Annotated in this window: 21 protein-coding genes; 8 read left to right on the forward strand and 13 right to left on the reverse strand. The window is 71.3% G+C overall.

What is annotated here, in order from left to right; all coding sequences use genetic code 11:
* Positions 1-169: 169 nt before the first annotated feature.
* The 4 genes from IEY20_RS02955 to dut form a co-directional block, all read right to left on the reverse strand.
* Positions 170-3,013, reverse strand: a complete 2,844-nt coding sequence (locus IEY20_RS02955; protein WP_175327745.1) for an aconitate hydratase — start codon at positions 3,011-3,013, stop codon at positions 170-172.
* Positions 3,014-3,142: 129 nt separating this feature from the next.
* Complete coding sequence (locus tag IEY20_RS02960) at positions 3,143-3,949, reverse strand: DUF3159 domain-containing protein (RefSeq protein ID WP_022902435.1); 807 nt, start codon at positions 3,947-3,949, stop codon at positions 3,143-3,145.
* A 17-nt stretch (positions 3,950-3,966) separates the two neighbouring features.
* Positions 3,967-4,560: a DUF3710 domain-containing protein gene (locus IEY20_RS02965; RefSeq protein WP_229727845.1), complete on the reverse strand. Its 594-nt coding sequence runs from the start codon at positions 4,558-4,560 to the stop codon at positions 3,967-3,969.
* A gap of 122 nt (positions 4,561-4,682) precedes the next feature.
* Positions 4,683-5,174, reverse strand: coding sequence for a dUTP diphosphatase (dut, locus tag IEY20_RS02970; protein WP_175327743.1), 492 nt, complete (start codon positions 5,172-5,174; stop codon positions 4,683-4,685).
* Positions 5,175-5,251: 77 nt separating this feature from the next.
* Here dut and IEY20_RS02975 point away from each other — a divergent pair, with 77 nt between their 5' ends.
* Positions 5,252-5,683, forward strand: a complete 432-nt coding sequence (locus IEY20_RS02975) for a DUF3093 domain-containing protein (protein WP_175327742.1) — start codon at positions 5,252-5,254, stop codon at positions 5,681-5,683.
* 153 nt (positions 5,684-5,836) lie between these two features.
* On the opposite strand, the gene IEY20_RS02980 is transcribed toward IEY20_RS02975, so the two are convergent.
* The gene (locus IEY20_RS02980; protein WP_031272446.1) at positions 5,837-6,136 is read right to left on the reverse strand and encodes a DUF4193 domain-containing protein; all 300 of its coding nucleotides are present in this window, start codon (positions 6,134-6,136) and stop codon (positions 5,837-5,839) included.
* Positions 6,137-6,401: 265 nt separating this feature from the next.
* On the opposite strand from IEY20_RS02980, the gene sepH reads away from it, so the two are divergent.
* Positions 6,402-7,424 (forward strand): septation protein SepH, encoded by a 1,023-nt coding sequence (sepH, locus tag IEY20_RS02985; RefSeq protein ID WP_175327741.1) that lies wholly within the window; start codon positions 6,402-6,404, stop codon positions 7,422-7,424.
* A 162-nt stretch (positions 7,425-7,586) separates the two neighbouring features.
* Here the strand turns inward: sepH and IEY20_RS02990 are convergent, their stop codons facing one another.
* Entirely contained in the window at positions 7,587-8,753 is a 1,167-nt protein-coding gene (locus IEY20_RS02990) for an alkaline phosphatase family protein (RefSeq protein ID WP_175327740.1), read from the reverse strand.
* 26 nt (positions 8,754-8,779) lie between these two features.
* Between IEY20_RS02990 and IEY20_RS02995 the strand changes: the two genes are divergently transcribed.
* Entirely contained in the window at positions 8,780-11,260 is a 2,481-nt protein-coding gene (locus IEY20_RS02995; protein WP_175327739.1) for a DNA gyrase/topoisomerase IV subunit A, read from the forward strand.
* A gap of 473 nt (positions 11,261-11,733) precedes the next feature.
* On the opposite strand, the gene IEY20_RS03000 is transcribed toward IEY20_RS02995, so the two are convergent.
* Positions 11,734-13,848, reverse strand: coding sequence for a DNA gyrase/topoisomerase IV subunit B (locus IEY20_RS03000; RefSeq protein WP_175327738.1), 2,115 nt, complete (start codon positions 13,846-13,848; stop codon positions 11,734-11,736).
* Positions 13,849-14,039: 191 nt separating this feature from the next.
* On the opposite strand from IEY20_RS03000, the gene IEY20_RS03005 reads away from it, so the two are divergent.
* Complete coding sequence (locus IEY20_RS03005; protein WP_058725269.1) at positions 14,040-14,264, forward strand: DUF7455 domain-containing protein; 225 nt, start codon at positions 14,040-14,042, stop codon at positions 14,262-14,264.
* Between the two features lie 69 nt (positions 14,265-14,333).
* Here the strand turns inward: IEY20_RS03005 and IEY20_RS03010 are convergent, their stop codons facing one another.
* The 5 genes from IEY20_RS03010 to IEY20_RS03030 form a co-directional block, all read right to left on the reverse strand.
* On the reverse strand, positions 14,334-15,107 hold the full coding sequence (locus IEY20_RS03010; RefSeq protein WP_175327737.1) for a type 1 glutamine amidotransferase: 774 nt from the start codon (positions 15,105-15,107) through the stop codon (positions 14,334-14,336).
* Positions 15,104-16,363: a MurT ligase domain-containing protein gene (locus IEY20_RS03015; RefSeq protein WP_175327736.1), complete on the reverse strand. Its 1,260-nt coding sequence runs from the start codon at positions 16,361-16,363 to the stop codon at positions 15,104-15,106. Before IEY20_RS03015 ends, IEY20_RS03010 begins: the two co-directional genes overlap by 4 nt.
* A 4-nt stretch (positions 16,364-16,367) precedes the next feature.
* On the reverse strand, positions 16,368-17,648 hold the full coding sequence (locus IEY20_RS03020; protein WP_175327735.1) for an RNA polymerase sigma factor: 1,281 nt from the start codon (positions 17,646-17,648) through the stop codon (positions 16,368-16,370).
* 191 nt (positions 17,649-17,839) lie between these two features.
* The gene (locus IEY20_RS03025) at positions 17,840-19,159 is read right to left on the reverse strand and encodes an MFS transporter (protein ID WP_022902973.1); all 1,320 of its coding nucleotides are present in this window, start codon (positions 19,157-19,159) and stop codon (positions 17,840-17,842) included.
* A 160-nt stretch (positions 19,160-19,319) separates the two neighbouring features.
* On the reverse strand, positions 19,320-20,252 hold the full coding sequence (locus tag IEY20_RS03030; RefSeq protein ID WP_175327734.1) for a proteasome assembly chaperone family protein: 933 nt from the start codon (positions 20,250-20,252) through the stop codon (positions 19,320-19,322).
* Positions 20,253-20,327: 75 nt separating this feature from the next.
* Between IEY20_RS03030 and IEY20_RS03035 the strand changes: the two genes are divergently transcribed.
* The 3 genes from IEY20_RS03035 to sucB all read left to right on the forward strand — a co-directional run bounded on the left by IEY20_RS03035 (position 20,328) and on the right by sucB (position 24,897).
* Positions 20,328-21,791, forward strand: coding sequence for a leucyl aminopeptidase (locus tag IEY20_RS03035; RefSeq protein WP_188888889.1), 1,464 nt, complete (start codon positions 20,328-20,330; stop codon positions 21,789-21,791).
* Positions 21,792-21,947: 156 nt separating this feature from the next.
* Positions 21,948-23,321 (forward strand): dihydrolipoyl dehydrogenase, encoded by a 1,374-nt coding sequence (lpdA, locus tag IEY20_RS03040; RefSeq protein ID WP_175327732.1) that lies wholly within the window; start codon positions 21,948-21,950, stop codon positions 23,319-23,321.
* Between the two features lie 49 nt (positions 23,322-23,370).
* Complete coding sequence (gene sucB, locus IEY20_RS03045; RefSeq protein WP_175327731.1) at positions 23,371-24,897, forward strand: 2-oxoglutarate dehydrogenase, E2 component, dihydrolipoamide succinyltransferase; 1,527 nt, start codon at positions 23,371-23,373, stop codon at positions 24,895-24,897.
* Between the two features lie 92 nt (positions 24,898-24,989).
* Here the strand turns inward: sucB and IEY20_RS03050 are convergent, their stop codons facing one another.
* Complete coding sequence (locus tag IEY20_RS03050; RefSeq protein ID WP_175327730.1) at positions 24,990-25,994, reverse strand: hypothetical protein; 1,005 nt, start codon at positions 25,992-25,994, stop codon at positions 24,990-24,992.
* Between IEY20_RS03050 and IEY20_RS03055 the strand changes: the two genes are divergently transcribed.
* Complete coding sequence (locus IEY20_RS03055) at positions 25,993-26,706, forward strand: DUF4191 family protein (protein ID WP_175327729.1); 714 nt, start codon at positions 25,993-25,995, stop codon at positions 26,704-26,706. The two genes, IEY20_RS03050 and IEY20_RS03055, sit on opposite strands and share 2 nt — an antisense overlap.
* Positions 26,707-26,977 lie beyond the last annotated feature (271 nt).

A 26,977-nucleotide genomic window follows, 5' to 3' on the forward strand; every position in this document is an offset into this window, starting at 1 on the left:
GTCCCCACACTATCCACGCAACCGGACGACGGACTGGCGCGCCCCGCTCGGTGCAACGCGAAGCGTTGCGCGGGGCGCGCCGACCGAGCCTGCGAGGGAGGACGGTGCCAGCTGGCACCGCGCCTCCAGTCCGTCAGGTGGTCGCGTCAGCGACCGGTCCGGGCGCTGCTCAGACGAGCGAGCGGAGCACGTACTGCAGGATGCCGCCGTTGCGGTAGTAGTCCGCCTCGCCAGGGGTGTCGATGCGGACGACCGCGTCGAACTCCACGGTCTCCTTGCCGGCGGGCGAGTGCTCGCTCGGCTCGGCGGTGACGTGCACGGTCTTCGGCGTCCGGCCCTCGTTGAGCTCGGTCAGGCCCGAGATCGAGACGACCTCGGAGCCGTCGAGTCCGAGCGACTCGACCGTCTCGCCCACCGGGAACTGCAGCGGGACGACGCCCATGCCGATGAGGTTCGAGCGGTGGATGCGCTCGAAGCTCTCGGTGATGACCGCCTTGACGCCGAGCAGGTTCGTGCCCTTCGCCGCCCAGTCACGCGACGAGCCGGAGCCGTACTCCTTGCCGCCGAAGATGACGAGCGGGATGCCCTGCTCCTGGTAGTGCTGCGAGGCGTCGTAGATGAACGACTGCGCACCGTCCGGCGTCGTGAAGTCGCGGGTGTACCCGCCCTCCACGCCGTCGAGGAGCTGGTTGCGGAGGCGGATGTTCGCGAACGTGCCGCGGATCATGACCTCGTGGTTGCCGCGACGCGAGCCGTAGGAGTTGAAGCCCTTGCGGTCGACGCCGTGCTCGGCGAGGTACTTGCCCGCCGGGCTGTCCGCCTTGATCGACCCGGCCGGCGAGATGTGGTCCGTGGTGACCGAGTCGCCGAGCTTCGCGAGCACGCGGGCGCCCGAGATGTCCGACACCGCGTCGGGCTGCATCGTCATTCCCTCGAAGTACGGGGGCTTCCGCACGTAGGTGGACTCGCTGTCCCACTCGAAGGTGTCGCCCGTGGGGGTCGGCAGGTTCTTCCAGCGGTCGTCGCCCTCGAACACTGAGCCGTACTCGTGGGTGAACATCTCGGTGTCGATCGAGGTGTCGATGACGTCCTGCACCTCGGCGGCGTCCGGCCAGATGTCCTTGAGGAAGACGTCGTTGCCGTCCTGGTCCTTGCCCAGGGCGTCGGTGTCGAAGTCGAAGTGCATCGAGCCGGCGAGGGCGTACGCGATGACGAGCGGCGGCGAGGCCAGGTAGTTCATCTTCACGTCGGGGTTGATGCGGCCCTCGAAGTTGCGGTTGCCCGAGAGCACCGCGGTCACGGCGAGGTCGTTGTCCTGGACGGCCTGCGAGATCTCCTCGGGCAGCGGACCCGAGTTGCCGATGCAGGTGGTGCAGCCGTAGCCGACCGTGTAGAAGCCGAGGTCCTCGAGGTAGCTGGTCAGGCCGGCCTTCTCGTAGTAGTCGGTGACGACCTTCGAGCCGGGCGCGAGGGTGGTCTTCACCCACGGCTTGGCCTTGAGGCCCTTCTTCGTGGCGTTCCGCGCCAGGATGCCCGCGGCCATCATGACGGACGGGTTCGACGTGTTCGTGCAGGACGTGATCGCGGCGATCGCGACCGCACCGTGGTCGATCGTGAACGCGTCGCCGTCGCCGACGGTGACGCTCGTCGGCTTCGTGATCGTGGCCGGGGCGCTCGAGACGTGCGTCTCGGCCGGGGTCTCGGACGGCTGGGCGTACTCGTCGTCCTGCACGGCGTGCTCGTCGCCCGGGGCGGCGGCCACCGGGTCGGAGGCCGGGAAGGTGTCGGCGACGGCCTTGTCCTGCTGCGAGTGGTCCGCGATCGCGTAGTTCTCGAGGTCGACCTCGAACTGGTCCTTCGCGTGCGACAGCTCGATGCGGTCCTGCGGGCGCTTGGGACCCGAGATCGACGGGACGACGGTGGAGAGGTCGAGCTCCATGTACTCGGAGTACGCGGGCTCCACCGACGGGTCGTGCCAGAGCCCCTGGGCCTTCGAGTACGCCTCGACCAGGGCGATCTGCTCCTCGGAACGGCCGGTCAGACGGAGGTAGTCGAGCGTCACGGCGTCGACCGGGAAGATGGCCGCGGTCGACCCGAACTCGGGGCTCATGTTGCCGATGGTCGCGCGGTTGGCGAGCGGGACCTCGGAGACGCCCTCGCCGTAGAACTCGACGAACTTGCCGACCACGCCGTGCTTGCGGAGCTCCTGCGTGATGGTGAGCACCACGTCGGTCGCGGTGACGCCGGCCGGGATCGACCCGGACAGCTTGAATCCGACGACCTTCGGGATGAGCATCGACACCGGCTGACCGAGCATCGCCGCCTCGGCCTCGATGCCGCCGACGCCCCAGCCGAGCACGCCGAGGCCGTTCACCATGGTGGTGTGCGAGTCGGTGCCGACGAGGGTGTCCGGGTAGGCGTACAGCTCGCCGTCGAACTCGCGCGTGTAGGTGACCTTCGCCAGGTACTCGATGTTGACCTGGTGGACGATGCCGGTGCCCGGCGGGACGACCTTGAAGTCCTCGAACGCCGTCTGGCCCCAACGGAGGAACTGGTAGCGCTCCCCGTTGCGCTCGTACTCGAGGTCGGTGTTGCGCTGCAGGGCGTCCTCGCGGCCGAAGAGGTCGGCGATGACGGAGTGGTCGATGACCATCTCGGCCGGCGACAGCGGGTTGATCTTGTTCGGGTCGCCGCCGATCTCGGCCATCGCCTCGCGCATCGTGGCGAGGTCGACGATGCACGGCACACCCGTGAAGTCCTGCATGACCACGCGGGCCGGCGAGAACTGGATCTCGGTGTCGGGCTCGGCCTCGGGCTGCCACGAGCCGAGGGCACGGATCTGCTCCTCGGTCACGTTGGCACCGTCCTCGGTGCGGAGGAGGTTCTCGAGCAGCACCTTCAGGCTGTACGGGAGCTTCTCGTGCCCGGGCACCGTGTCGATCCGGTGGATCGCGTAGTCGACACCCCCAACCGACAGCGTGTCCTTCGAGCCGAAGCTGTTGACTGCAGCCACTGTGCCGCCTCCCTGGTTGATCGGTGTGCCCCCATCCAAGCGGGCCGCAGAACGTCCCACCAGCAAGGCAAACCTAAACCCGCCAGCCCGCGAGGGTCCGGCGGAAAGTATCTCGATGTCGAGACAACTCTACACCGTGGCGGCACCCTCGTCGTGCGTGAACACGGTCCGGACGAGCAACCACGTCACCCAGAGCAGCGCGGCGTAGAGCGGCACGCCCGTGATGAGCTTGATCCCGGCGAGCAGCTCAACCTGCGCGGTGAGGTACAGCGGGATCTCGATGAGCAGCCGGAGTGCGAAGAGCCCCACCCACAGCCAGGTCGCGACGGTCAGGACGCGACGCTTGCCCGGGTCCGCACGCCAGTCGGTCCCGGTGCCGTCCTCGTCCTGCGGCAGCAGCAGCCCGACGATCAGCCCGATGAGCGGTCGCCGGATCGCGAGCGTCACGAGGAGCACGACGAGGCTGACGGCGTTGATGACGATCCCGGGGATGAAGTTGCTCTCCGCCTTGCCGGTGAGGAGCGCGAGTCCCGCCGAGACCGCGACCCCGAGGATGCCGGCGAAGCTCATCGCGAGCGACTGGCGCTGCACGAGTCGGAGCACGACGAACACCAGACCGATGACGACCGGGATCACGACGCTCGGGACGAGCTCCTTCGTGACCGCGTAGACGACGAGGAACCCGAACCCGGGCAGCACCGACTCCGCGAGGCCGCGCACGCCGCCCACCGCGGTGAGCAGGGCGCGGCCGGACGGGGCCTCACCCGGGGCGACCTGGCCGATGCCGGCGTTCCGGACGGCGTCGCGGAGCTGCGCGTTGAGGGACAGCGGCTCACCCCGCTCGTCCGCGAAGCGGTCGACCGGCGCGACCCCGTCGGCCGTGCGGTCGTCGGGCGCGACCCCGTCGGGTCGGGTGGTGTCGTCGTGGTCCGGCACCGTGCCTCCAGGCGGGGTCAGATGGCCGACTGTGTCGACTTCGGCATGTGCAGCGGGATGAGGTCGCGCGGCGGCATCGGCGTCGCACCGCGCACCACGACCACGCTGCGGAAGAGGTCCTCGATGTCCGCGGCGTCGTCGGGCGTCTCGGCGGCCTTGCCGGCGATCACGCCACGGAGGAACCAGCGCGGGCCGTCCACCCCGATGAAGCGGGCGGGCCGGGCACCCTCGGTCACGCCGTTCTCGTTGGCGACGGGGACGAGGGCACGCAGCTCGGGGCCGAACGGGCCGTCGACCTCGGAGACCTCACCGCCCTGGCGCTCGATCTGCTCGGCGATCTGCGCCCGGATCTCGTGCCAGAGACCGGTGGAACGGGGCGCCGCGAACGGCTGGACCTGGAGCGTCGACTCGTCGTAGTCGAGCCCGACGGCGACGACGCGCTGCGAGCCCTCCTCGACCTCGAGACGGAGGTGCTGCCCCTCACGCGGGAGGACCTTCACCCCGCCGAGGTCGACGTACGGACGGACGAGGTTCGCCTCGGTCTCGTCGTGCGGCCCGTTCTCGGCGCGGTCCTCGGGGGCCGACTTGTCGGTCGGTGCGACCGCGTCCATCTCGTCGAGGTCCGCGTCGGCGTCGGTGGCGATGTCCACCTCGGGGGTCGTGTCGGCGACCTCCACCTCGTCGGCGACGGCTTCCGCCACCTCGACCTCGTCACGCTTGCGGCGGCCGAACTTCATGCGCGGGTCCCTTCCTGGACGTCCTCTGCGGCGTTGCTGACGGTACCGCTCCGGTCACCGTAGCCCGACGACCCGAACCCACCCTGGCCGCGGACGCTCTCGGGGAGCTCGTCGACGCGGGTGAACGTGACGCGGGGCACCGGCATCACGACGACCTGCGCGATGCGGTCGCCGACGTGCACCTCGTAGGGCTCGGCGGCGTCGGTGTTCAGCAGTGCGACCTTGACCTCGCCGCGGTAGCCGGCGTCGATCGTCCCCGGCGAGTTCACGATGGTGATCCCGTGCTTGGCGGCGAGTCCGCTCCGGGGGACCACGAACGCGGCGTACCCGTCGGGCAACGCGATCCGGAGGCCGGTGCCGACGAGGCGCCGCTCCCCCGGCTGCAGGACGAACGCCTCGGCGGAGACGAGGTCGCCTCCGGCGTCCCCGGGGTGGGCGTAGCCGGGAGGGTTCTCTCCGGTCCAGAGCACGTCGACTGGTTCGGTCACGTGACGAGGGTAGTGCAGCCGTGACCTCTCCGTGATCTGCGACGTGGACGGCGCCCGACTCGTGGTGGGATGGTCTCGTGACCCTGTACCGCGAACGACTCTGGGCCCCGCCCGCGCTCTACCTGGCGACCGCCCTCGTGATCCCCGCCAGCCTGCTCGTCTTCCTCCCCATCAGCGTGCTCGCCGGGGTGCTCGTGGCGATCGGCATGGAGATCGGCGTGCTCGTGCTGCTGTGGGCCCTCGCACCCACGATCGAGGTCACGGACACCGAGTTCCGGGCGGGTCGCGCGCACCTGCCGCGCGAGGTCGTCGGCGAGGTCGAGGGCTTCGAGGGCACCGCGGCGACCTCCCAGCGCGGTCCGGAGCTCGACGCCCGTGCGTGGACGCTCTTCCGCGGCTACGTCCGGGGCGTCGTCAAGGTCGAGGTCCGTGACGATGCCGACCCGACCCCGTACTGGCTCGTCAGCGTCCGTCGCCCGGACGCGGTGGTCGCCGCGCTGCGGTCCTGACCCGCGTCGAGTCGGCCGGGCGCACCCGCTCGGCAGCGTCGCGGAGCGGCGCGCGGGTGCGGTGCGGGTGCGGGTGCGGGTGCGCCGCACGAGACCCGCGTACGCAGAAGCCCCCGGCGCCGGACGGCGACGGGGGCTCCGAGGTGGTCGTGCTTACAGTGCCGCGCACTCCGCGCACACCGGGCCGAGCTTCGACTCGTGGTCGAGCTGCGAGCGGTGCTTCACGAGGAAGCACTCGACGCAGGTGAACTCGTCGACCTGGGGCGGGAGGACGACGACGTCGAGGTCGACGTCGGAGAGGTCCTGACCGGCGAGCTCGAACGAGCCCGGGTTGTCGGAATCATCGTCGACGACGCCCGACATCTTGTCGGGGACGCGCTCCTTCAGAGCCTCGATCGACTCCGAGTCCGAGGAGTCGTCGGTCTTCCGGGGGGCGTCGTAATCGGTGGCCATGCCCATCCATTTCTCGTATCGAGAGGTCGTCGCCGGTGATCGGCGGCGACAGTTTGCACCACGGCCCGCCGGAGCGCAAACCGAGTGTTCCGGCGGGTCGTCCTGGCGCTGCAACCCGCCACCCCACCCGTCCATTCCCGCGCTGTCGGGACCGTCGCCCCGCACCTCGCGGCACGCCCGTGCGCCTCCCCGGGATCGGGGTCCACGCGCTGCATACTCACGGGGTACGACGCACGACCGTACGCACGCATCGGAAGGCGGAACCATGCAGGACCTGAGAGTCATCGGAGTGGAGTCGGGCGCACTCCTGCTCGCGACGGACGGAGGCACGGAGTACCGGCTGCCCGTCACCTCGTCCCTCCCGGGGCAGGTCCGGCAGGCGAACCCCGAGGGCGGTCCCCAGAAGCGGGTCTCCCCCAAGGACGTCCAGGCCAGGATCCGCGGTGGCGCCGACGCCGCCGACGTGGCCGCCGCGCTCGACGTCGACGTCGAGTACGTCCGACGCTTCGAGGGCCCCGTGCTGGCCGAGCGCGCCTTCATCCTCGACGCCGCGCACCGGGTGTCCGTCTCACCGGTCGACGACGAGGCGCCGGACACCTTCGGCGCCGCCATCACCGAGAAGCTCGAGGCCGGCGAGGCGACCGGGGTCGAGTGGGCCTCGTGGAAGCACGTCGAAACCGGGTGGCAGGTCCGCGTCCGGTACACCGTGGCAGAGGTCGAGCACGACGCCCAGTGGCGCTTCGACCCGAAGACCGCGACGCTCGTGCCGGACAACGGGGACGCCCACCGCCTGTCCCACACGGACGACGAGGGCATCGCGCCGCGCCTCCGCGCCGTCGAGTACGACCACGAGGACGCCGACGGCACCCGCTTCGACTCCGGCGCCTTCCGCGTCGACGCCCCCGACGAGGAGCTCACGAACCCCGAGGTCGCCGAGCGGGCCCCGCTCCGCGCTCCGCTCCCCCGCATCGGCGCGGCGACGCCCGAGGAGCGCGCCCCCGGGAACGAGACGGCCGACCTCCTCGAGGCGCTGCGCCGACGTCGCGGCGAGCGTGAGGCGGCGTCCTTCACCGAGCACCAGGAGGAGCCGCGCGGCACCTCGATCAGCGTCGTCGACATCCCGCTGCAGGGCTTCGAGGAGTCGTCGGACACCGCCCCGCAGCCGGACGCCCGTCCGACGTCGGCACCGGAGAGCGATGGGCGCCAGGAGCGCCGGAAGCGCAACCGTCGCTCGATGCCGAGCTGGGACGAGATCGTCTTCGGCACCCGCCCGGAGGATCCCGCCTGATCCGACACACCTCCTGACCACCGGCCTGGGCCCACGCCGCCGGTTCCGGTGCGACGCGCCAGCGGCGGACCGGCCGTGCCGGTGGGGAGAGGCCCGCCCCGGCCCCGCCACGCACCGCGCGTGACGGGGCTGGTCGCGTCTGCCGTCCGGTCCGGGCCGTCGTCAGCCCGCGAACGCGCTGGCGAGGCGGAGCGGGACGAAGGTCTCCTCGTCCGTCATCGCCCCGTGCTGCCCGAGCATCCGCTTCGGGGTCTCGCCGGGCTGCAGTGCCCGGTCGTCGTTGAACGCCCAGGAGCCGCGGGCCACGAGCACCACGTCGCCGATCCGCTCGACGACCTCCGGCGCGACGCGTCCGAACCACCCGGCGTCGATCGCCTCGGCACGGGTCGCCACGAACGCCTTCTTGCCGTAGCGCGCCCGGAACCGGCCGACGAGCGACCGGACGTCGGTGCCCGGTGCGACGGTCAGCTGGCGGCAGCGCGGGTCCCCGGCGACGCCGACGACGTCCTCCAGGAGCGCCGGGTCCATCGGGATGTTCGCGTGGTCGGGGACGTCGAGCACCCCGTGGTCGGCCGTCACCACGACCCCGACGTCCGGCCGGAGCGTGCGGTCCAGGCGCGCGAGTTCGCCGTCGAGCAGCTCGAGCGCCGCGGTCCAGCGGTCGGACTGCCACCCGTGCTTGTGGCCGATGGAGTCGAGCTCGGGGACGTAGAGGTACACCAGCGAGCGGCCCGTCAGCGTCTCCACGAGGGCTGCGTCGACCCGGTCGGCGATCGAGTCGGCGGACACGTACCGCGCTCCGCCGAGGACGTTCGCCGTCATGCCGGAGGTCCGGTACCGCCCGGGGCCGACCACGACCGGGTCGACGCCGATGCCCGTCGCCTCGGTGAACAGCGTCGGGCCGAGGAACCAGCCCGCGGGGACCTCGTCGTCCCAGCCGCTGAGCAGGTTCATCACGCGCCCGGTGTCCGGGTTCCAGCCGCTGTAGCCGACGACGCCGTGGGAGCCCGGTGGGCGTCCCGTCGTGAGGGTGCTCAGCGCCGCGGCCGTCGTGGTCGGGAACCCGCTGCGGAGCTTCCTGGCGGCGCCGCTCGCGGGCGGCGCGGCCAGCCACCGCGCGTGTCCGGCACGCGCCGCGAGCGCGGCGGCGCCGAGCCCGTCGACCAGCACGACGATCGCCGAGCGGGCGGGGCGGAGGGCGATCCGTGCCTCCAGGCCGTGTGATCGCAACCACGCGTCGTCCGCAGCGCCGAGCGCGACGAGGCAACTCGGGAGGACGTCGGCGAGGTTCGCTGCGGCGTCGGGGGCCGTCGGTACGCTGGTTCCCATCCTCCCCAGTCTCGCAGAAGGGTGCCATGGCACGCACGGAAGCAGTCGGCCTGCCCGACGGTGAACGCATCGAGGACGTCGACGTCTCCGAGGAGATGCAGGGCTCCTTCCTCGAGTACGCGTACTCCGTCATCTACTCCCGGGCACTCCCCGACGCCCGCGACGGCCTCAAGCCCGTGCAGCGCCGCATCCTGTACCAGATGGCGGAGATGGGCCTCCGGCCGGACCGCGGGCACGTCAAGAGCGCCCGCGTCACGGGTGAGGTGATGGGCAAGCTGCACCCGCACGGGGACAGCGCGATCTACGACGCGCTCGTGCGGATGGCACAGCCGTTCACGATGCGCGTGCCGCTCGTCGACGGCCACGGCAACTTCGGCTCCCTCGACGACGGCCCCGCTGCGGCCCGCTACACCGAAGCCCGGCTCGCCGAGCCGTCGATGGCGATGACGGAGGGGCCCGGCGAGGACGTCGTCGACTTCGTCCCGAACTACGACAACCAGCTCATGCAGCCGGGCGTCCTGCCCGCGGCCTTCCCGAACCTGCTCGTCAACGGCGCCTCCGGCATCGCGGTCGGCATGGCGACGAACATGGCGCCGCACAACCTGGGCGAGGTCGTCGAGGCCGCGAAGCACCTGCTCATGAACCCGCAGGCCTCGCTCGAGGAACTGATGGAGTTCGTGCCCGGGCCGGACCTGCCCGGCGGCGGCACGATCGTCGGGCTCTCCGGGGTCCGAGACGCCTACGCGACCGGGCGTGGGTCCTTCCGCACGCGCGCGAAGGTGAGCGTCGAGAACACCACGCCGCGCAAGGTCGGCCTGATCGTCACGGAGCTGCCGTACCTCGTCGGCCCGGAGCGCGTGATCGAGAAGATCAAGGACGGCGTCCAGTCCAAGAAGCTCGTCGGCATCTCCGACGTGAAGGACCTCACCGACCGCAACCACGGGCTCCGGCTCGTGATCGAGATCAAGTCCGGGTTCAACCCGACGGCCGTGCTCGAGCAGCTCTACAAGCACACGCCGCTCGAGGACGGCTTCGGCATCAACAACGTCGCCCTCGTCGACGGGTCGCCGCGGACGCTCGGACTCCGTGACCTGCTCGACGTCTACGTGCGGCACCGGCTGTCCGTGGTGACCCGACGGTCGCAGTACCGGCTCGCGCGCAAGCAGGAGCGCCTGCACCTCGTCGAAGGCCTCCTCGTCGCGATCCTCGACATCGACGAGGTCATCGAGGTCATCCGCTCCTCGGACGACTCCGAGGCAGCGCGGTCCCGACTCCAGACGGTGTTCGACCTGTCCGAGGTCCAGGCGGAGTACATCCTCGAGCTGCGGTTGCGGCGCCTGACGAAGTTCTCCCGCCTCGAGCTCGAGGGCGAGCGCGACCAGCTCCTCACCGACATCGCCGCGCTCGAGGAACTGCTGGCGTCCGACGAGCGTCTCCGTGCTCAGGTGTCCCTCGAGCTCACCGAGGTGTCCGACCGGTTCGCGACCCCGCGCCGGACGCTCCTCACCGAGGCCGATGCTCCGGTCCGCGGGGGTCGCAAGGCCGCGGTCGACCCGGAGTCGCTGCAGATCGCCGACTCCCCGTGTCGCGTGATCCTGTCGACCACCGGGCGGCTCGTGCGCGTCGACATCCCCTCGTCCGACCTGGGGATCGTGCGGGTGCCGAAGCGGTCGAAGCACGACGCCGTCCGGTCGTCCGTCGTGTCCACCGTCCGTGGTGAGCTCGGCGCCCTGACCTCAACGGGCCGGGTCGTGCGGTTCTCCCCCGTGGACGTCCCCGCGGTGCCCCCGGCGTCCGTCCGGCTCGACGCCGGGGTCCGCGTGTCCGAGTACCTCGGCGTGCTTCGGACCGAGGCCGTGGTCGCACTCATCTCCATGGGTTCGGACGACTCCGTTGCGATCGGGACCGCGCAGGGCATCGTGAAGCGGGTCGTCGCCGGTGCGTGGCCGGACAAGCCCGAGGTGCTCGCGATCGGCCTGAAGCCGGGCGACTCCGTCGTCGGCGCGACCCAGGCGCCGGAGGACGACGACCTCGTCTTCATCACGTCGAACGCCCAGCTGCTGCGGTTCCCGGCGTCCGGCGTCCGCCCCCAGGGCCTCCCGGCCGGAGGGGTCGCGGGCGTCTCGCTCGGAGCCGGCGCCTCGGTGATCTGGTTCGGCTCGGTGCCGCGCTCGGACGACGCCGTGGTCGCCACCGTGTCGACGTCGTCCTCGGCGCTGCCCGGCACCGACAACGGCCGCGCGAAGGTGTCGGCGTTGTCGGAGTTCCCGGCGAAGGGGCGGGCGACGCAGGGTGTCCGGGCGCACGCGTTCCTGAAGGGCGAGGACGGGCTGACCGTGGCGTGGGCGGGCATCGCGCCGCCGCACGCGGTGGGGACCGACGGCGCTGCCCGGACCCTGCCCGACTGGTTGTCGAAGCGCGACGGGTCGGGCAGCCCGCTCGACGCCGTGATCGGCTCGATCGGCGGGAGTGCGGCGGCGCTCGACGGGACCGCGGGCGATGCGTAGGGCGGGCCGCGCCGGCGCGGCCGGCACCCCGAGACTCGGCGTCAGCGACCGATCGCGGGCCCGACAGCACGAGAACGGTCGCCCACCGCGAGACTCGCGGCCCGCGCCCCGAGACTCGGCGTCAGCGACCGGCGCCGGGCCCGCAGCCGCCCCGCTCGGCACGCGGAACTGTCCGCCGCCCCGAGACTCGGCGTCAGCGACCGATCGCGGGCCCGACGGCACGAGAACGGTCGCCCACCGCGAGACTCGCGGCCCGCGCCCCGAGACGCGCGGCCGGCGCCCCGAGACTCGGCCCCGCGGACACCCCCGCCCCGCTCAGCACGCGAGAAACTGCCCGACCAGCCGAGACTCGGCGTCAGCGACCGATCGCGGCCCCGACGGCACGAGAACGGTCGCCCACCGCGAGACTCGCGGCCCGCGCCCCGAGACTCGGCGTCAGCGACCGATGCCGGGCCCGCAGCCGCGCCCCCGCGCTACGCGTCGATCCGGTCGCGGTCGAGCCCCTCGCCGGCGAGGATGAACTCCTTGCGCGGCGCGACGTCGTTCCCCATCAGCAGCTCGAACACCTTCGCCGCGTTCTCGGCGTCGGGCACGTTCACCCGTCGGAGCGTGCGGTGTGTCCGGTCCATCGTCGTCTCGGCGAGCTGGTCCGCGTCCATCTCCCCCAGGCCCTTGTACCGCTGGATGGGCTCCTGGTACTTCTTGCCCTGCTTCTCGAGCTTCTTCAGCACCGCCTGCAGCTCAGCCTCGGAGTACGTGTAGAGCGTGTCGTTGGCCTTCCCCCGGTTCACCACGACGACCCGGTGGAGCGGAGGGACCGCGGCGAACACCCGGCCCTGCTCGATCATCGGCCGCATGTACCGGAAGAACAGCGTCAGCAACAGCGTCCGGATGTGCGCCCCGTCTACGTCGGCGTCGGACATGATGATGATCTTGCCGTAGCGGGCCTGGTCGATCTCGAACGAGCGACCCGAACCGGCCCCGATGACCTGGATGATCGACGCGCACTCCGCGTTCGAGAGCATGTCCGAGACCGAGGCCTTCTGGACGTTGAGGATCTTGCCCCGGATCGGCAGGAGCGCCTGGTACTCGCTGTTGCGCGCCAGCTTCGCGGTGCCGAGCGCCGAGTCGCCCTCGACGATGAAGAGCTCGGTGCCCTCGGCGTCCTGTTTCCGGCAGTCGGCGAGCTTCGTCGGCAGGGAGGAGTTCTCGAGCGCGTTCTTCCGCCGCTGCGTCTCCTTGTGCGCCCGCGCGGAGATGCGCGTCTTCATCTCGGCGACGACCTTCTCGAGTAGCGTCGCGGCCTGCGCCTTCTCGGTGCGCTGTGTGGAGGTCAGGATCTCGGTGAGCCGCTTCGACACCACCTGGTCGACGATCTTCCGGACCGCCGGCGTGCCGAGGACCTCCTTCGTCTGGCCCTCGAACTGCGGCTCGGGCAGCCGGACGGTCAGGACCGCGGTGAGGCCCGCGAGGACGTCGTCCTTCTCGAGCTTGTCCTGCCCGACCTTGAGCTTGCGCGCGTTCGCTTCGACCTGGGCGCGCACGGCCTTCACGACGCCGGACTCGAAGCCGGCCTGGTGGGTGCCGCCCTTCGGCGTGGCGATGATGTTCACGAAGCTGCGGAACACCGTCTCGTAGCCGCTGCCCCACCGGAGTGCGAGGTCGACCTCGCACTGACGCTCGACCGCCGTCGACACCATGTGCCCCTGGTCGTCGAGCATCGGGACGGTCTCGGTGAAGGTGCCCGTGCCCTGGATCCGCCACACGTCGGTGACGCCCGCGTCGACGGCGAGGTGCTCGACGAACTCGCCGATGCCGCCCTCGTAACGGAAGCGCTCGACGACCGGACCGTCCTCGAGCGGTGCGCCCGTGGCGGTCGCCCGCGACGCCGCGGCCTCGATCGACGACGGACGCGCGTCGGTGATCGTGATGCCGAGTCCGGGGACCAGGAACGCGGTCTGGCGCGCCCGGTTCACGAGGTCCTGCGTGCTGAAGCGGGCGTCCGGCGTGAAGATCTGCCGGTCGGCCCAGTAGCGGATGCGTGAACCGGTCACACCCTTCTTGACCTTGCCGACAACCCGGAGTTCACTGCCCGAGGTGAAGGGGGTGAACGGTGCGTCCGGCCCGTCCCCGGCGAACGTGCCCGGCTCGCCGCGGTGGAACGACATCGCGTAGGTCTTGCCGCCGCGGTCGACCTCGACGTCGAGGCGCTCGGACAGGGCGTTGACGACCGACGCGCCGACCCCGTGCAGGCCGCCCGAGGCCGCGTACGACCCGGACCCGAACTTGCCGCCGGCGTGCAGCTTGGTGAAGACGACCTCGACCCCGGTCAGCCCCGTCTTCGGTTCGACGTCGACCGGGATGCCGCGCGCGGTGTCACGGACCTCGACGGAACCGTCCGGGTGCAGCACCACCCCGATCTCGTCACCGTGCCCGGCGAGGGCTTCGTCCACGGAGTTGTCGATGATCTCCCACAGGCAGTGCATGAGCCCCCGGGAGTCGGTCGACCCGATGTACATGCCCGGACGCTTGCGAACCGCCTCGAGCCCTTCGAGGACGGAGAGGTGGCGCGCGGAGTAGTCAGACACCCTCCGATCGTACTGATGCGGACCGACACCCCCGGCCCTGACACTCGGTCTGGGGCCAGCGGGTCCGCGCTGAGCGAAACGTGCCCCGATGATGCCGTACATCCAGGCGGCACGTGTTGAAATGGTCACCAACCGGCACCCGTTGGGTGGCAACACCGGCACCCGACCTGCGATCCGTGAGGAGCACAGCAATGACCCAGACCGTGCAGGACCTCTCCATCGACGAATTCGGCAGCAACCAGCTCACCGCTGCTGACCGCTGCGACAGCTGCGGAGCGCAGGCCTACATCCGCGCCACCATGGCCAGCGGCGAGCTCCTCTTCTGCGCCCACCACGGCGCCGAGTTCAAGGACAAGCTCGCGGCGACGGCCATCGAATGGCACGACGAGAGCAGCCGACTCTACGAGTCGAAGTAGCGCCCGGCGCAACGGACGGGAGGCGCGGTGCCAGCTGGCACCGCGCCTCCCGTCCGTTGTTCGGGCGTTTCAGGCGATCCGCTTGAACGCCTTGTCGACGTAGCGGTCGATGGTCGCGCGCGCTTCGCGCGCGTACCGGTCGATCGAGGCCGTGCGGTCCGGGTCCGGCGTGTAGGCGCGCCCGAGTCGGGCCGTCGCCGCGGCGAGGACGCCGTCGGTGAGCTGCGGGTTGAGCGGCAGGATCGGACCCTGCGTGTGCGTGCCGAACGAGGTGCCGACGATCGCCCCCTCGACCGGGCTGCCCGCCTGGTTCCCACCGCCGGAGACGACGTCCGCGAAGGGCATGACCCCGGAGCCGAGCTCGATGCGGGTGGCGTGGTCCTCGAAGCCCGCGATGCGGGTCGGGGCACCACCGAGCAGCGGGTACCGGGTGTCGAGGACGAAGTAGTTCACCCGACGCTCGGCTCCGCGGACGGCCCGGGCGTCGAAGACCCCGAAGCCCGTGACGTCCGGCCCGTCGGTCGCGACCACCGCGTTCGTGGCGAGGTCGAACCCGCCGCCGACCGCCACCACCGGGACATCGGCGGCCGCGAGGTCGCGGAGGGCCGCGCCGACCCTCGTGACGTCGGCGCCGAGCGACCGCATGGCGCTCAGCGGGCCGTTGCCGATCACGACGACGTCGGCCTGGGTCGGCACGGTGTCGCCCGGGGCGTACTCGACGACCTCGGTGGGGATGTCGGCGGCCTCGGCACGGCGCACGAGGGCTGCGACGTTGCCGCGGTCCCCCGAGACGCCCATCTGCCGCGGGTACACGTGCAGGATGGTCAACCGGTCGGCGGTCATGCCGTCTTCTCCATGTCCGGGTGGCCGAGGGCCTTGCGGGCGATCATCATGATCTCGTAGTTGACGATGAAGTTCTTCGTGCCACTGGTGGTGGCGCCGAGCTGCTCCATGCGGCGGATCGCGGCCTCGACGTCGGGCTCGACGGCGCCGATGCGGACGCCGGCGTGCTCGAGGGCGATGGCGATCTGCCAGGCCTTGTCACCGGAGACGACGTCCACGTGGTCGAGCTTCGAGAAGTCGATGTCGTAGATCCAGGAGATGTCCGGCGTGCCCTCGTCGATCGCCATGAGGACCTGCTCGGGGTGGTCCGGCAGGGCGTCGAGGTTGAGCTGGAGGCTCGCGGCGTTCTTGAACATCGTGAACTCGGCGGACTCGCCCGCGATGGGCAGTCGCTCCCCGCGCCCGTAGGCGGGCTTCATCGTGCCGAAGGCCTTCGTGACCGCGTCCGCGCGGAACTGGTCGCCGAGCGCCGCGCTGGCCGTTGCCGTGGCGGCAGCCGCGTCCACCGCGTAGTGCAGCCCACGCGCCGGCAGTCGGACCGGGATGTCGGCTCCGGCGAAGCGGATGGTCGCACCGTCGCCGGTGTTCACGACGACCTCGGCGTCGGCGACGTTCGGCTCGGCGTCCTGCCGGTCGAAGTCGTCCGCGTTCTGCAGGCCGTTCGGCGCCGCGGCGACGACCTCGGCACTCGCCCCGAACCGGAGCACCTGCTGGTCGGCCGTACCGACGTAGGCGTCGAGGAACTGGTCGTCGCGGTTGGTGATGACGTTCCGGGCCGAGAGCGCCGCGGTGTCGAGCATCATCGTCGCGACGCGCTCGGTCTCGAAGAACCGGTAGAGCTGGTCGACCTGCACGTTGAGCATCGTCACCGTCGACGGCGACAGGATGCCGGCGAGCTCGACCGCGAACGCCTCGTCGACCTCGAGGATGCCGATGTCGGCCTTGAGCTTGCCGGTCAGCGACACCTCGGACAGGAGTGCCGACGCGATGCCCTGTGGGAGGTTCGCCCCGGAGGGGTTGGTGAAGACCCGGAGGCCGTGCGCCCGGACGATGTCCGAGATCATGTGGGTCGTCGTCGACTTGCCGTTCGAGCCGAGCACGAAGACGACGCCGTTCGGGAACTGCTTCGTCACGTGCTGCAGGAAGTCCGGTACGAGCTTCAGGACGATGTAGCCGGGGTAGGCGGACCCCCCGCCCCGCGCACGGGCGAGGGCGCGGAGGATCCGCCCGACGAGGATCGGGACCAGGAAACGCATCGGCCTACTCGAGGTAGTCGCGCAGCGACTGCGACCGCGACGGGTGGCGGAGCTTCGCCATCGTCTTGGACTCGATCTGGCGGATGCGCTCACGCGTCACACCGAACGTGTCACCGATCTGGTCGAGGGTCTTCGGCTGGCCGTCACCGAGGCCGAAGCGCATGCGGATCACGCCCGCCTCGCGCTCGGACAGGGAGTCGAGGAGGCTCTCGAGCTGCTTCTGCAGCATCGTGAAGCCCACCGCGTCGGCCGGGACGACCGCCTCGGTGTCCTCGATGAGGTCACCGAACTCCGAGTCGCCGTCCTCGCCCAGCGGCGTGTGGAGGGAGATCGGCTCGCGGCCGTACTTCTGCACCTCGACGACCTTCTCCGGCGTCATGTCGAGCTCACGGGCGAGCTCTTCCGGAGTGGGCTCGCGACCGAGGTCCTGCAGCATCTGGCGCTGCACACGCGCCAGCTTGTTGATGACCTCGACCATGTGTACCGGGATGCGGATCGTGCGGGCCTGGTCGGCCATGGCACGGGTGATCGCCTGGCGGATCCACCACGTCGCGTAGGTCGAGAACTTGAAGCCCTTCGTGTAGTCGAACTTCTCGACCGCACGGATCAGGCCCAGGTTGCCTTCCTGGATGAGGTCCAGGAACTGCATGCCGCGGCCCGTGTAGCGCTTGGCGAGCGAGACCACCAGACGGAGGTTCGCGCCGAGCAGGTGCGACTTCGCGCGCTGGCCGTCGCGGGCCACCCAGCGGAGTTCGCGCTCCTCGGGCTTCGACAGACCGGTCGAGTGCTGCAGCTTGTCCTCGGCGAACAGGCCGGCCTCGATGCGCATCGCGAGCTCGACCTCCTGCTCGGCGTTGAGGAGCGCGACCTTGCCGATCTGCTTCAGGTAGTCCTTCACCGGGTCCGCGGTGGCACCCGTGATGGTCGTCGAGTAGACCGGCGCCTCGTCGTCGTCGGACTGCGAGATGACGAGCGCTCCGGCAGCGACCGCGGCGGCTTCGGCCTTGGTGTCCTTCGGGGCGTCCTCGTCGGTGTCGGCGTCGTCGGCGGTGTCGTCCGCGGACTCGTCCACGGGCTCGACGGGCTCGTCGTCGAGCTCCTCGTCGTCGGCCTTCGCCTTCTTGCCGCCCTTGGCGGTGGTCTTCTGCGGCGCGGCCTTCTTCGCCGGCGCCTTGGTGGCGCGCTTCTTCGGCGCAGCCGTCCCCTCGGCCTCGGCGGTCTCGGCCGTCGTGCCGTCGGGCTCGGTGTCCTTCGTGGGATCGATCGTCGTGCTCCGGGCAGCCATGCGATCACCTCTCTCGTCGTGCCACGTTCGTGGGGTCGTGGCCTCCCTCGCCGCCCAGGGCCGTCGCCGCAGTCCCCCGCGTCAGCCGGTCCTACCTATCCGGGCAGCACTAGGACCCATGTCAAGTCCCCCGGTTTCCACGCGCTCCGGCAGGAACGTCTGGTCACGAGGGCCCGATGGGTCCGTAGTCATTATTGCACGCCGCGCTTCCGCACACGTGCAACCAGTGCAACCCAGAGCGGGCCGACGCGTATTCCCTCCTGTTCGTGCAGCACGCGGCGGGTCCGGTGCCGCGCGTGCAGGAGCATCACGACGCCGAACCCGACCACCACGTACTGCACGATGAGGGCGAGTCGGAAGTTCGCCCAGGCGAACACGGTCTGGCCCGTGGCGCGCGACGCTGCGTCGAGCAGGATCCCGACGAGGAACATCATGACGAACGCCGCGAGGAAGCCACCGACGTTCACGAGACCGTTCGCCGAGCCCAGGGCCCCGACCGGGTTGAACGAGCGGGCGAAGTCGAACCCGATCAGCGAACCGGGGCCGCCGATGCCCATCGCGACAACCAGGAGGACGAGGAGCCAGGTCGGCGGCTGTCCGGGCCACGTCAGCACCGCGGTCCAGACCACCGCGAGGGCCGCGACGCACCCGAGCACCAGGTTCGACCGGCGGAGCGGGTACCGGGCGCAGAGCACGCCGAGCAACGGACCGGCGACGAAGCCGGTGACGACGATGACGGTCAGGAAGCCCGCGGCCTCGGTCGCGCTGTACCCGAGCCCGCGCAGCATCGGCACGCCCCAGAGGAGCGAGAACACCGTGCCCGAGGACTGCGTCACGTAGTGCGACCAGAACCCGAGCTGCGTCCCCGGGCGCCGGACGGCGTGCGTGAAGGTCCGGAGCGCGCCGCCCCAGGAGTGCGGCAGCGGGATCGCCCCCGTCCGGACCGGCACCGGGCCGTTCCGCACCACGACGAACGCGAGCACGAACCCCACCGCCCCGGCTGCGGCGGCGACCCCGTACGCAGTGGTCCACCCGGTGGTGTGCAGCAGCAGCGCGAACGGGAAGGCCGACAGCACCTGGCCGACCTGTCCGAGGTTGCCGGTCCACTGCGAGATCTGCGGCAGGATCCGGCCGCTGAACCACATCGGGAGCAGCCGGATCACCGAGATGAACGTCATCGCGTCGCCCGCCCCCACGAGCACGCGCCCGGCGATCGCCGGTCCGATCGTGGGCGACACCGCGACGACGGCCTGGCCGACGACGAGCAGGGCGGCGCCGAGGAGCACGAGCCGGCGCGGACCGAAGCGGTCGAGCGCGATGCCGACCGGGATCTGCAGCGCGGCGTACACCGCGATCTGGACGACAGCGAGGGTCGAGAGGACCGCCGCGGACACCGCGAAGCGCTCCTGCGCGTCGACGCCGGACACCCCGAGGGAGGACCGCTGCACCACCGCGAGCACGTACGCGAGCACCGCGACGCCCCAGACGAGGAAGGCGCGGCGGGAGTTCACCCGGCCAGGCTACCGGCACGCCAGCACCGGGCCGGATGCGCGGCGCGACCTGTGGAGAACCGCACCCGCGAGGCGGGCGCGCACCGTGCCTCCAGGCAGGAACCGGACGGGAGGCCCGTCCGACGTCCGCGACGCGACCCGCGTCCGACGCCGCCCGGGATCAGTCCGCGGTGCCGTCGCCCTGCGCGCGACGGTCCGCCAGGAAGCGCTCGAGCTCGGCCGCGACCGCGTCCGCCGAGGGGACCTCGCCGTCGACACCGGTGAGCGGCGAGCCGATCGGGTTGCCGGCCATGTACTCGTCGTGCCGTTCCTCGAGGACACCGACGAGCCGCTGCAGCTCGCCGTTGCCCGCGACCTGCTCGTCGACCCGCGACAGGAACTCGCGCCCCTCCTCGCGGAGCGCGTCCGAGGGGAAGATCAGCCCGGTCGCCGCCGAGACGCCCGCGAGGGCCGCGACCGCGGCGTCCGGGAACTCGGTGTCCGACAGGTAGTGCGGGACGAGGAGGACGAGTCCGGTGACCCCGTGTCCGGACTGCGCGAGCCGGTGCTCGACCAGGTGCAGCACGTTCGCGGGAGCCTGGGTCTCCGGCTTCCAGACGCTCATCTGCTCGACGAGGTCGGCGCGCGTGCCCGACACCGTCATCCGGATCGGCCGGGTGTGCGGGACGGGCATCGGGATCGACTGCACCCACGTCGTGTCGGCGACCTGCAGTTGCTCGACGAGGCCGGCCACAGCCGCGACGAACGCGTTCCAGCGGAAGTCCGGCTCGTACCCCGAGAGGAAGAGGAAGGGCTGACCGAGCTCGTCGCGCACGAGGGACAGCGTCAGCCGCGGCACGGCGACCGACTCGATGTGGTCGTGCTCGAAGGTGATCACCGGTCGCCGCGCCCGCCAGTCGAGCAGCACGTCCGGGTCGAACTCGACGACCGTCGTGACGTCGAGCACGCCCTCGATCGACGACGTGACCTGGGCGACCGCGGACCCCGCGTCGGCGAAGCCGGTGAGCGCCGCGACGAGGTGGAGGCCCGCCGGCACCTCGGGGGCACCGTCGACGAACGAGTAGAGGTCCTCGGGGTGGTTCACCGTCCCCATGCTAGGCGGGCACGGGCGACGCCCCGGGCGGCAGGGCCACGCCGACAGCGAACAGGCCGCGGATAGGGTTGGGGCATGGTCCGACCGATCCTCTCCACCGTCTCGTCCGCCCCGACCGACACGGAGGCCGACGTCCTCGTCGTCGGCGTCCGACCGGGGGTGGACGGCGGGCCCGCGACCCTCGTCGACACCGACCTGCTCGGCGACCTCGACCTCGCCGCGATCGGCGTGACGGGCGCCAAGGACCAGCTCGTGCGCCTCCCGGGCACGGGCGTCGCCGCCGCGTCGGTCGCGCTCATCGGCCTCGGCTCGGGCACCGACGCCGCCGCGGTGCGCAGCGCCGCCGGCAGCGCCGTGCGCCAGCTGCCCCTCGCGACGTCGATCGCGCTCGCCCTGCCGACCGCGACCGCCGAGCTGGTCGAGGCGGCCCTCGAGGGTGCGGCGCTCGGGTCCTACGTCTTCACCGCCCACAAGGGCACCGGCACGACCGGGCCCGTCCGCGGCGACCAGCGGATCGCTGTCGTCGCGCCCGCCGGCGTCGAGGTCGACCCGACCCGCGCGTCGGTGGTCGCCGAGGCGGCCGCGACCGTCCGGGACCTCGTCAACACCGCCGCCGGCGACCTCGGCCCCGCGGACGTGGCGGACGTCGCGGTCGCGCAGGCGGATGGCCTCCCCCTCACCGTCGAGGTCCTCGACGAGCACGAGCTCGAGGCGCAGGGCTTCGGCGGGATCGCCGGGGTCGGTCGCGGATCGGTCCGCCCCCCGCGGCTCGTCGTCGTCCGGTACGCGCCCGAGTCCGCGACCAAGCACCTCGCCCTCGTCGGCAAGGGCATCACGTTCGACTCGGGCGGCCTCTCGCTGAAGCCCGCCGCGTCGATGCTCGGCATGAAGACGGACATGACGGGCGCGGCCACGGTGCTCGCCGCGACCGTCGCCGCCGCGAAGCTCGGACTCGACACGAAGGTCAGCGCCTGGCTCTGCCTCGCCGAGAACATGCCGTCCGGTTCGGCCACGCGGCCCGGCGACGTCCTGACGCTCAAGAACGGCAAGACCGTCGAGGTCACCAACACCGACGCCGAGGGCCGGCTGGTCCTCGGCGACGGCATGGCGGCCGCGTCGCTCGAGCACCCGGACGCCATCGTCGACGTCGCGACGCTCACGGGCGCGCAGGTCGTCGCGCTCGGTGACCGCACCACGGGCCTGATGGGCAGCGACGACCTCGTCGCGCAGGTGCGGGCGATCGCGGACGCCGTGGCGGAGCCGATCTGGCCGATGCCGCTGCCCGAGGAACTCGACGCACGGCTCGCCAGCGACGTCGCCGACATGGTCAACGCGACCGTCGGCAATCCGGCCGGCGGCATGCTCCTCGCGGGCAAGTTCCTCGAGCGCTTCGTCGGCGAGGGCATCCCGTGGGCACACCTCGACATCGCCGGCCCCTCGGAGCACAAGGGCGGCGGCTACGGATGGCTCGGCAAGGGCGCCACGGGCGTCATGGTCCGGACACTCATCGCGCTCGCAGAAGAGCTCCAGTCCAGGTAGTAGGTTTGAGTCCGGCGGGGCGGCCGCGTGCGCGCGCACCCCGCCGGACCCACACGGGACGGGACCGGAACCACACGGTCCGACCGTGGGACGCCGCTCGCCGCGGTGTCCACGGGGCCTGACCGGTCCCGAACACGCACGAGGGAGTTGCACCAGGTGACGGAACAGACTTACGACGTCGTGGTCCTCGGTGGCGGCAGCGGTGGCTACGCCGCAGCGCTCCGGGCCGCCGAGCTCGGGATGAACGTCGCGCTCATCGAGGGAGACAAGCTCGGGGGGACGTGTCTGCACCGCGGGTGCATCCCGACGAAGGCGCTCCTGCACGCGGCCGAGATCGCCGACGGCACGCGCGACGCCGAGAAGTACGGCGTGATCGCCGAGTTCGCCGGCGTCGAGGTCCCGAAGGTCATCGAGTACCAGCAGGGCGTCATCTCCTCGAAGTACAAGGGTCTCCAGGGCCTCATCAAGGCGCGGAAGATCACCGTCGTCGAGGGCTGGGGTCGTCTGACCTCGCCGAACACCGTGCAGGTCGGCGACCAGACCGTGACCGGCAAGAACGTCGTGCTCGCGACCGGTTCCTACTCGCGGTCCCTCCCCGGGCTCGAGATCGGCGGCCGGGTCATCACCTCCGAGACCGCCCTCAAGATGGACTACGTCCCGAACAAGGTCGTCATCCTCGGTGGCGGCGTCATCGGCGTCGAGTTCGCCAGCGTCTGGAAGTCCTTCGGTGCCGAGGTGACGATCGTGGAGGCGCTGCCCCACCTCATCCCCGCCGAGGACGAGTCGATGTCGAAGCAGCTCGAGCGCGCCTTCCGCAAGCGCGGCATCGAGTTCTCCCTCGGCGTGCGCTTCCAGGGCGTCGAGCAGCACGAGAACGGCGTCGTCGTCACGCTCGAGGACGGCAAGACCTTCGAGGGCGACGTCATGCTCGTCGCCGTCGGCCGCGGCCCGCTCACCCAGAACATGGGCTTCGAGGAGGTCGGCGTCACGATGGACCGCGGGTTCGTCACGACGAACGAGCGCCTCGCCACGAACGTGCCGAACGTGTACGCCGTCGGCGACATCGTCCCCGGTCTGCAGCTCGCCCACCGCGGCTTCCAGCAGGGCATCTTCGTCGCCGAGGAGATCGCGGGCCTGAACCCGGTCGTCATCTCGGACACGAACATCCCGAAGATCACGTACTCCGACCCCGAGGTCGCGTCCGTCGGTCTCTCCCAGGCGAAGGCCGAGGAGCAGTACGGCGCCGACAAGGTGGACACCTACGAGTACAACCTCGCCGGCAACGGCAAGAGCCACATCATCGGGACCTCCGGCTCGGTCAAGGTCGTCCGCGTGGTCGACGGTCCGGTCGTCGGCGTCAGCATGATCGGAGCCCGCGTCGGCGAGCTCATCGGCGAGGCACAGCTCGTCGTCAACTGGGAGGCCTACCCGGAGGACATCGCTCCCCTGGTCCACGGACACCCCACGCAGAACGAGGCGCTGGGCGAGGCGTTCCTGCACCTCGCGGGCAAGCCCCTGCACGCCCTGTGAACATCATGACCACCACCACGAACCACCCCTGCGAAGAGGAGTCCACCCGATGAGCGAATCCGTCAACCTCCCGGCGCTCGGCGAGAGCGTCACCGAGGGCACGGTCACACGATGGCTGAAGAACGTCGGTGACCGGGTCGAGGTCGACGAGCCGCTGCTCGAGGTCTCGACCGACAAGGTCGACACCGAGATCCCGTCGCCCGTCGCGGGCGTCGTCGAGGAGATCCTCGTCCAGGAGGACGAGACCGTCGAGGTCGGCACCGCGCTGGTGAAGATCGGCGACGGCTCCGGCTCCGGTGACCAAGGCGGCTCCGACGAGGGCGCCGCCGACTCGGGCGCCGACCAGGGGACGGACGCGGCCCAGGCCGACGCCACCGAGCCCGAGCCCGCCCCGAGCACGGAGCAGCAGGAGGAGCAGAAGGCTCCCGAGCCGCAGCAGGCCGAGCCCGCGCCGGGGGGCCAGACGCAGCCCGCCGCGCCGCAGGCCCCCTCGGCTCCGCCGGTGCCGCAGGCCGCTCCGGTGCCGCCGCCCGCCGCCGCTCCCCCGGCAGCCGTCCCGGCACCCGCCGCAGCTCCCGCGCCGGCTGCTGCTCCGGCTCCGGCCGCTCCGGCCGCGTCCGGGCAGTCGGCCGCCGTGCCGAACCCGACGCAGGACGGCTCGGCCTCCGGCTACGTCACCCCGCTCGTGCGCAAGCTCGCGAACGAGCAGGGCGTCGACCTCGCGACCGTGACCGGCTCCGGTGTCGGTGGACGCATCCGCAAGGAGGACGTCCTCGCCGCTGCGGCTGCCGCCACGAAGCCGGCTGCCGGCGGTCAGACCGCTGCCGCCCCCGCCGGTCCGTTCGTCGCCGAGGTGTCGCCGCTCCGCGGGACCCGCGAGAAGATGACCCGTCTCCGGAAGGTCGTCGCCGAGCGCGCCGTGCAGTCGATGACCTCGACCGCGCAGCTCACCAGCGTCGTCGAGGTCGACGTGACGAAGGTCGCGCAGTTCCGTGACGCGCACAAGGCCGAGTTCCTCGAGAAGACCGGTTCGAAGCTCTCCTTCATGCCGTTCTTCGCCCTCGCGGCGTCGGAGGCGCTCAAGGCGCACCCGAAGATCAACTCGACGGTCGACGGCGAGGAGATCGTCTACCCGGAGACCGAGAACGTCTCGATCGCGGTGGACACCGAGCGCGGTCTGCTCACTCCCGTGATCAAGGACGCCGCGTCGCTGAACCTGGCGCAGTTCTCCCAGTCCATCGCCGACCTGGCCGAGCGCACGCGCAACAACCAGCTCAAGCCGGACGAGCTCGCGGGTGGCACGTTCACGCTGACCAACACCGGTTCGCGTGGCGCGCTGTTCGACACGCCCGTGGTGTTCCTGCCGCAGTCGGCGATCCTCGGGACGGGCATCGTCACGAAGCGTCCGGCGGTCGTGAAGGTCGACGGGCAGGAGGCCATCGCGATCCGCTCGTTCGTGTACCTGGCGCTGTCCTACGACCACCGGATCATCGACGGTGCGGACGCGTCGCGCTACCTCGTCGCGGTGAAGAACCGGCTCGAGGAGGGCAACTTCGGCCCGAACCTCGGGTACTGAGCCCGGCACCTGCCGAGAACGGCCCCGCTCCCGATCCGGGAGCGGGGCCGTTCCGCGTGCAGGCGGGCGTTCCCGGGGCTCCTGCGGGCGGGTCAGCGGCTGAGTCCCAGGACCGCGGCTCCGGCAACCCCGACCGCGACGACCACCGCGACGACGACCTGGCGGAGCGGGACGCGTCGGCTCCTGAACGGCACCCCGTGCTCGACGAGGTCCCGGATGTGCTCGAGGACTGCGTCGAGGCTGCCGTCCTCCGTGGTCGTGCGCTCGGCCTTGGTCACGCCGACGAAGTCGAAGAGGTCTCTTGGTGGGTCCCACCGCACCGGGCGCGGGGCTGCTGCACGGCGGACTGTCGACCTCGCCGCAGTGACGTCGTCCGGTCGCCCGGAACGCGCCGCCCGGACAGCAGCGTCCACTGCGGGCCGGCAGGGATCTCGGGGGTCGACCCGTTCCCAGACCTGGCGCACCGCGAGCAGGACGGCTTCGAGGCCGTCGACGCCCGGCGGGGTCCGCGGTGACGGAAGCGCTCGCGCTCCGTGCGGGGTCGGCGTCGTTCCGCGCGTCGTCGCCGACAGAGCGACCGATGACACCGTCGCCCCGAACGCGACCGAGGCCGGCGGACGATCGCAGAGCACCACTGCGCCCGAATCGTCCACCACGACGTCCTCCGGCGACGCCGTCCCGAGCACGATCGCTCCGCCCGATGCCGCGACCGCGAGGTCGAGCAGTGGCATCGTCAGCGTGACGGCAACGCCCACGTTCGGGACCCCGATCCGGTCCAGCGCCGTCCCGATCGGCACACCGCTCGGCCGCAGGACCGCGGCTGCGAGCCGTCCGTCGGGCGTCCGTCCGACGGACAGGACCGGCACAAGGTGCCGGTCCGTCGACGCCGATCGGTCCGCGACCCAGCCGAGGAACACGTCCTCGGACGTCGCTGCCCACCATCCGCTGCGTTCACCGTCATCGTCCACGTCGACCATGCTCGTGCGCGCGGAGTCGGGGAGCACGCGGTTCCGCGGCCCTGTGGAGAGCCGTCGTTCGCCCACAGCCTCCTCCGAGCCGGTCTCGGAGGGTGTGCTCAGGCCGTATCCTGTCTGCATGGCACGCAGCAGTTCTTCCGGTACGACGGCGAAGGAGCCGGGTCGTCTCAAGCAGATGTACCAGGTCTTCCAGATGACCCGTCGGGCGGACCCGACGTCCGTCTGGTGGTTCGCTCTCGCCTTCCTCGGCCCCGTCGTCCTCGGCGTGGTCCTGGCACTGGTGCTCCCGGGTCAGAACTGGCTCGCGATCCTGCTGTGGATCGTCGCCGGTGTGCTCCTCGGTGTCCTGCTCTTCCTCATCGTGCTCGGCCGTCTCGCCGAGCGCGCCGCGTACTCGCAGATCGACGGACAGGCCGGCGCGGTCGGCGCCGTCCTCTCGAACTCGCTCCGCCGGCAGTGGCGTTCGAGCGAGATGCCGGTCGCGGTGCACGGCCGCTCGCAGGCCGCGGTGTACCGGGCGGTCGGCACCCCGGGCGTCGTGCTCATCACGGAGGGGCAGCTCGGCAACCTCACGCGGCAGGTCGAGGAAGAGCGCCGCAAGGTCCAGCGGATCGTCCCGAACGTCCCCGTCCATGTCGTCCACGTCGGCTCGGGTGACGACGCCGTCACGCTCCACAAGCTCCCGCGGACGATGAACAAGTTCAAGAAGGCGCTCAACCGCAACGAGGTCCTCGCGGTCGCGAACCGTCTCGACTCGCTCACGCACGGCCCGGCCTCGGCGATCCCGAAGGGCATGGACCCGATGCGTGCCCGTGCCGGGCGCCCGCGCTGACCTGCGAGCTCGACACCACAGCGCTCCGTCGCTCACGAGGACGCCCCTGACCGATCGGTCGGGGGCGTCCCCGTGTGTCTGCCACTGCCCGGTCGCAGGCGCTCGGCGCGCTGGGGCGACCTCACATTGCGTCGCGTCGCCGGACGGTGCGAGGTTCTGCGCACCGTGCGAGGCTGTGCGCTCCGTGGCACCGCATCGCCGGACGGTGCGAGGTTCCGCGCACCGTGCGAGGCGGAGACCCTCGCACGGTGTGCGCAACCTCGCACGCTGG

Origin of the sequence: Curtobacterium luteum (assembly GCF_014646995.1) — a bacterium.
GTDB lineage: Bacteria > Actinomycetota > Actinomycetes > Actinomycetales > Microbacteriaceae > Curtobacterium > Curtobacterium luteum.

Excerpts from the sequence above, each read along its gene's own strand:
- IEY20_RS02965 (WP_229727845.1), bottom strand. The coding sequence starts at position 4,560 with ATGGACGCGGTCGCACCGACCGACAAGTCGGCCCCCGAGGACCGCGCC.
- IEY20_RS02980 (WP_031272446.1), bottom strand. The coding sequence starts at position 6,136 with ATGGCCACCGATTACGACGCCCCCCGGAAGACCGACGACTCCTCGGAC.
- sepH (WP_175327741.1), top strand. The coding sequence starts at position 6,402 with ATGCAGGACCTGAGAGTCATCGGAGTGGAGTCGGGCGCACTCCTGCTC.
- IEY20_RS02990 (WP_175327740.1), bottom strand. The coding sequence starts at position 8,753 with ATGGGAACCAGCGTACCGACGGCCCCCGACGCCGCAGCGAACCTCGCC.
- IEY20_RS02995 (WP_175327739.1), top strand. The coding sequence starts at position 8,780 with ATGGCACGCACGGAAGCAGTCGGCCTGCCCGACGGTGAACGCATCGAG.
- IEY20_RS03005 (WP_058725269.1), top strand. The coding sequence starts at position 14,040 with ATGACCCAGACCGTGCAGGACCTCTCCATCGACGAATTCGGCAGCAAC.
- IEY20_RS03010 (WP_175327737.1), bottom strand. The coding sequence starts at position 15,107 with ATGACCGCCGACCGGTTGACCATCCTGCACGTGTACCCGCGGCAGATG.
- IEY20_RS03015 (WP_175327736.1), bottom strand. The coding sequence starts at position 16,363 with ATGCGTTTCCTGGTCCCGATCCTCGTCGGGCGGATCCTCCGCGCCCTC.
- IEY20_RS03020 (WP_175327735.1), bottom strand. The coding sequence starts at position 17,648 with ATGGCTGCCCGGAGCACGACGATCGATCCCACGAAGGACACCGAGCCC.
- IEY20_RS03030 (WP_175327734.1), bottom strand. The coding sequence starts at position 20,252 with ATGGGGACGGTGAACCACCCCGAGGACCTCTACTCGTTCGTCGACGGT.
- IEY20_RS03035 (WP_188888889.1), top strand. The coding sequence starts at position 20,328 with ATGGTCCGACCGATCCTCTCCACCGTCTCGTCCGCCCCGACCGACACG.
- sucB (WP_175327731.1), top strand. The coding sequence starts at position 23,371 with ATGAGCGAATCCGTCAACCTCCCGGCGCTCGGCGAGAGCGTCACCGAG.
- IEY20_RS03055 (WP_175327729.1), top strand. The coding sequence starts at position 25,993 with ATGGCACGCAGCAGTTCTTCCGGTACGACGGCGAAGGAGCCGGGTCGT.
- IEY20_RS03050 (WP_175327730.1), bottom strand. The coding sequence starts at position 25,994 with ATGCAGACAGGATACGGCCTGAGCACACCCTCCGAGACCGGCTCGGAG.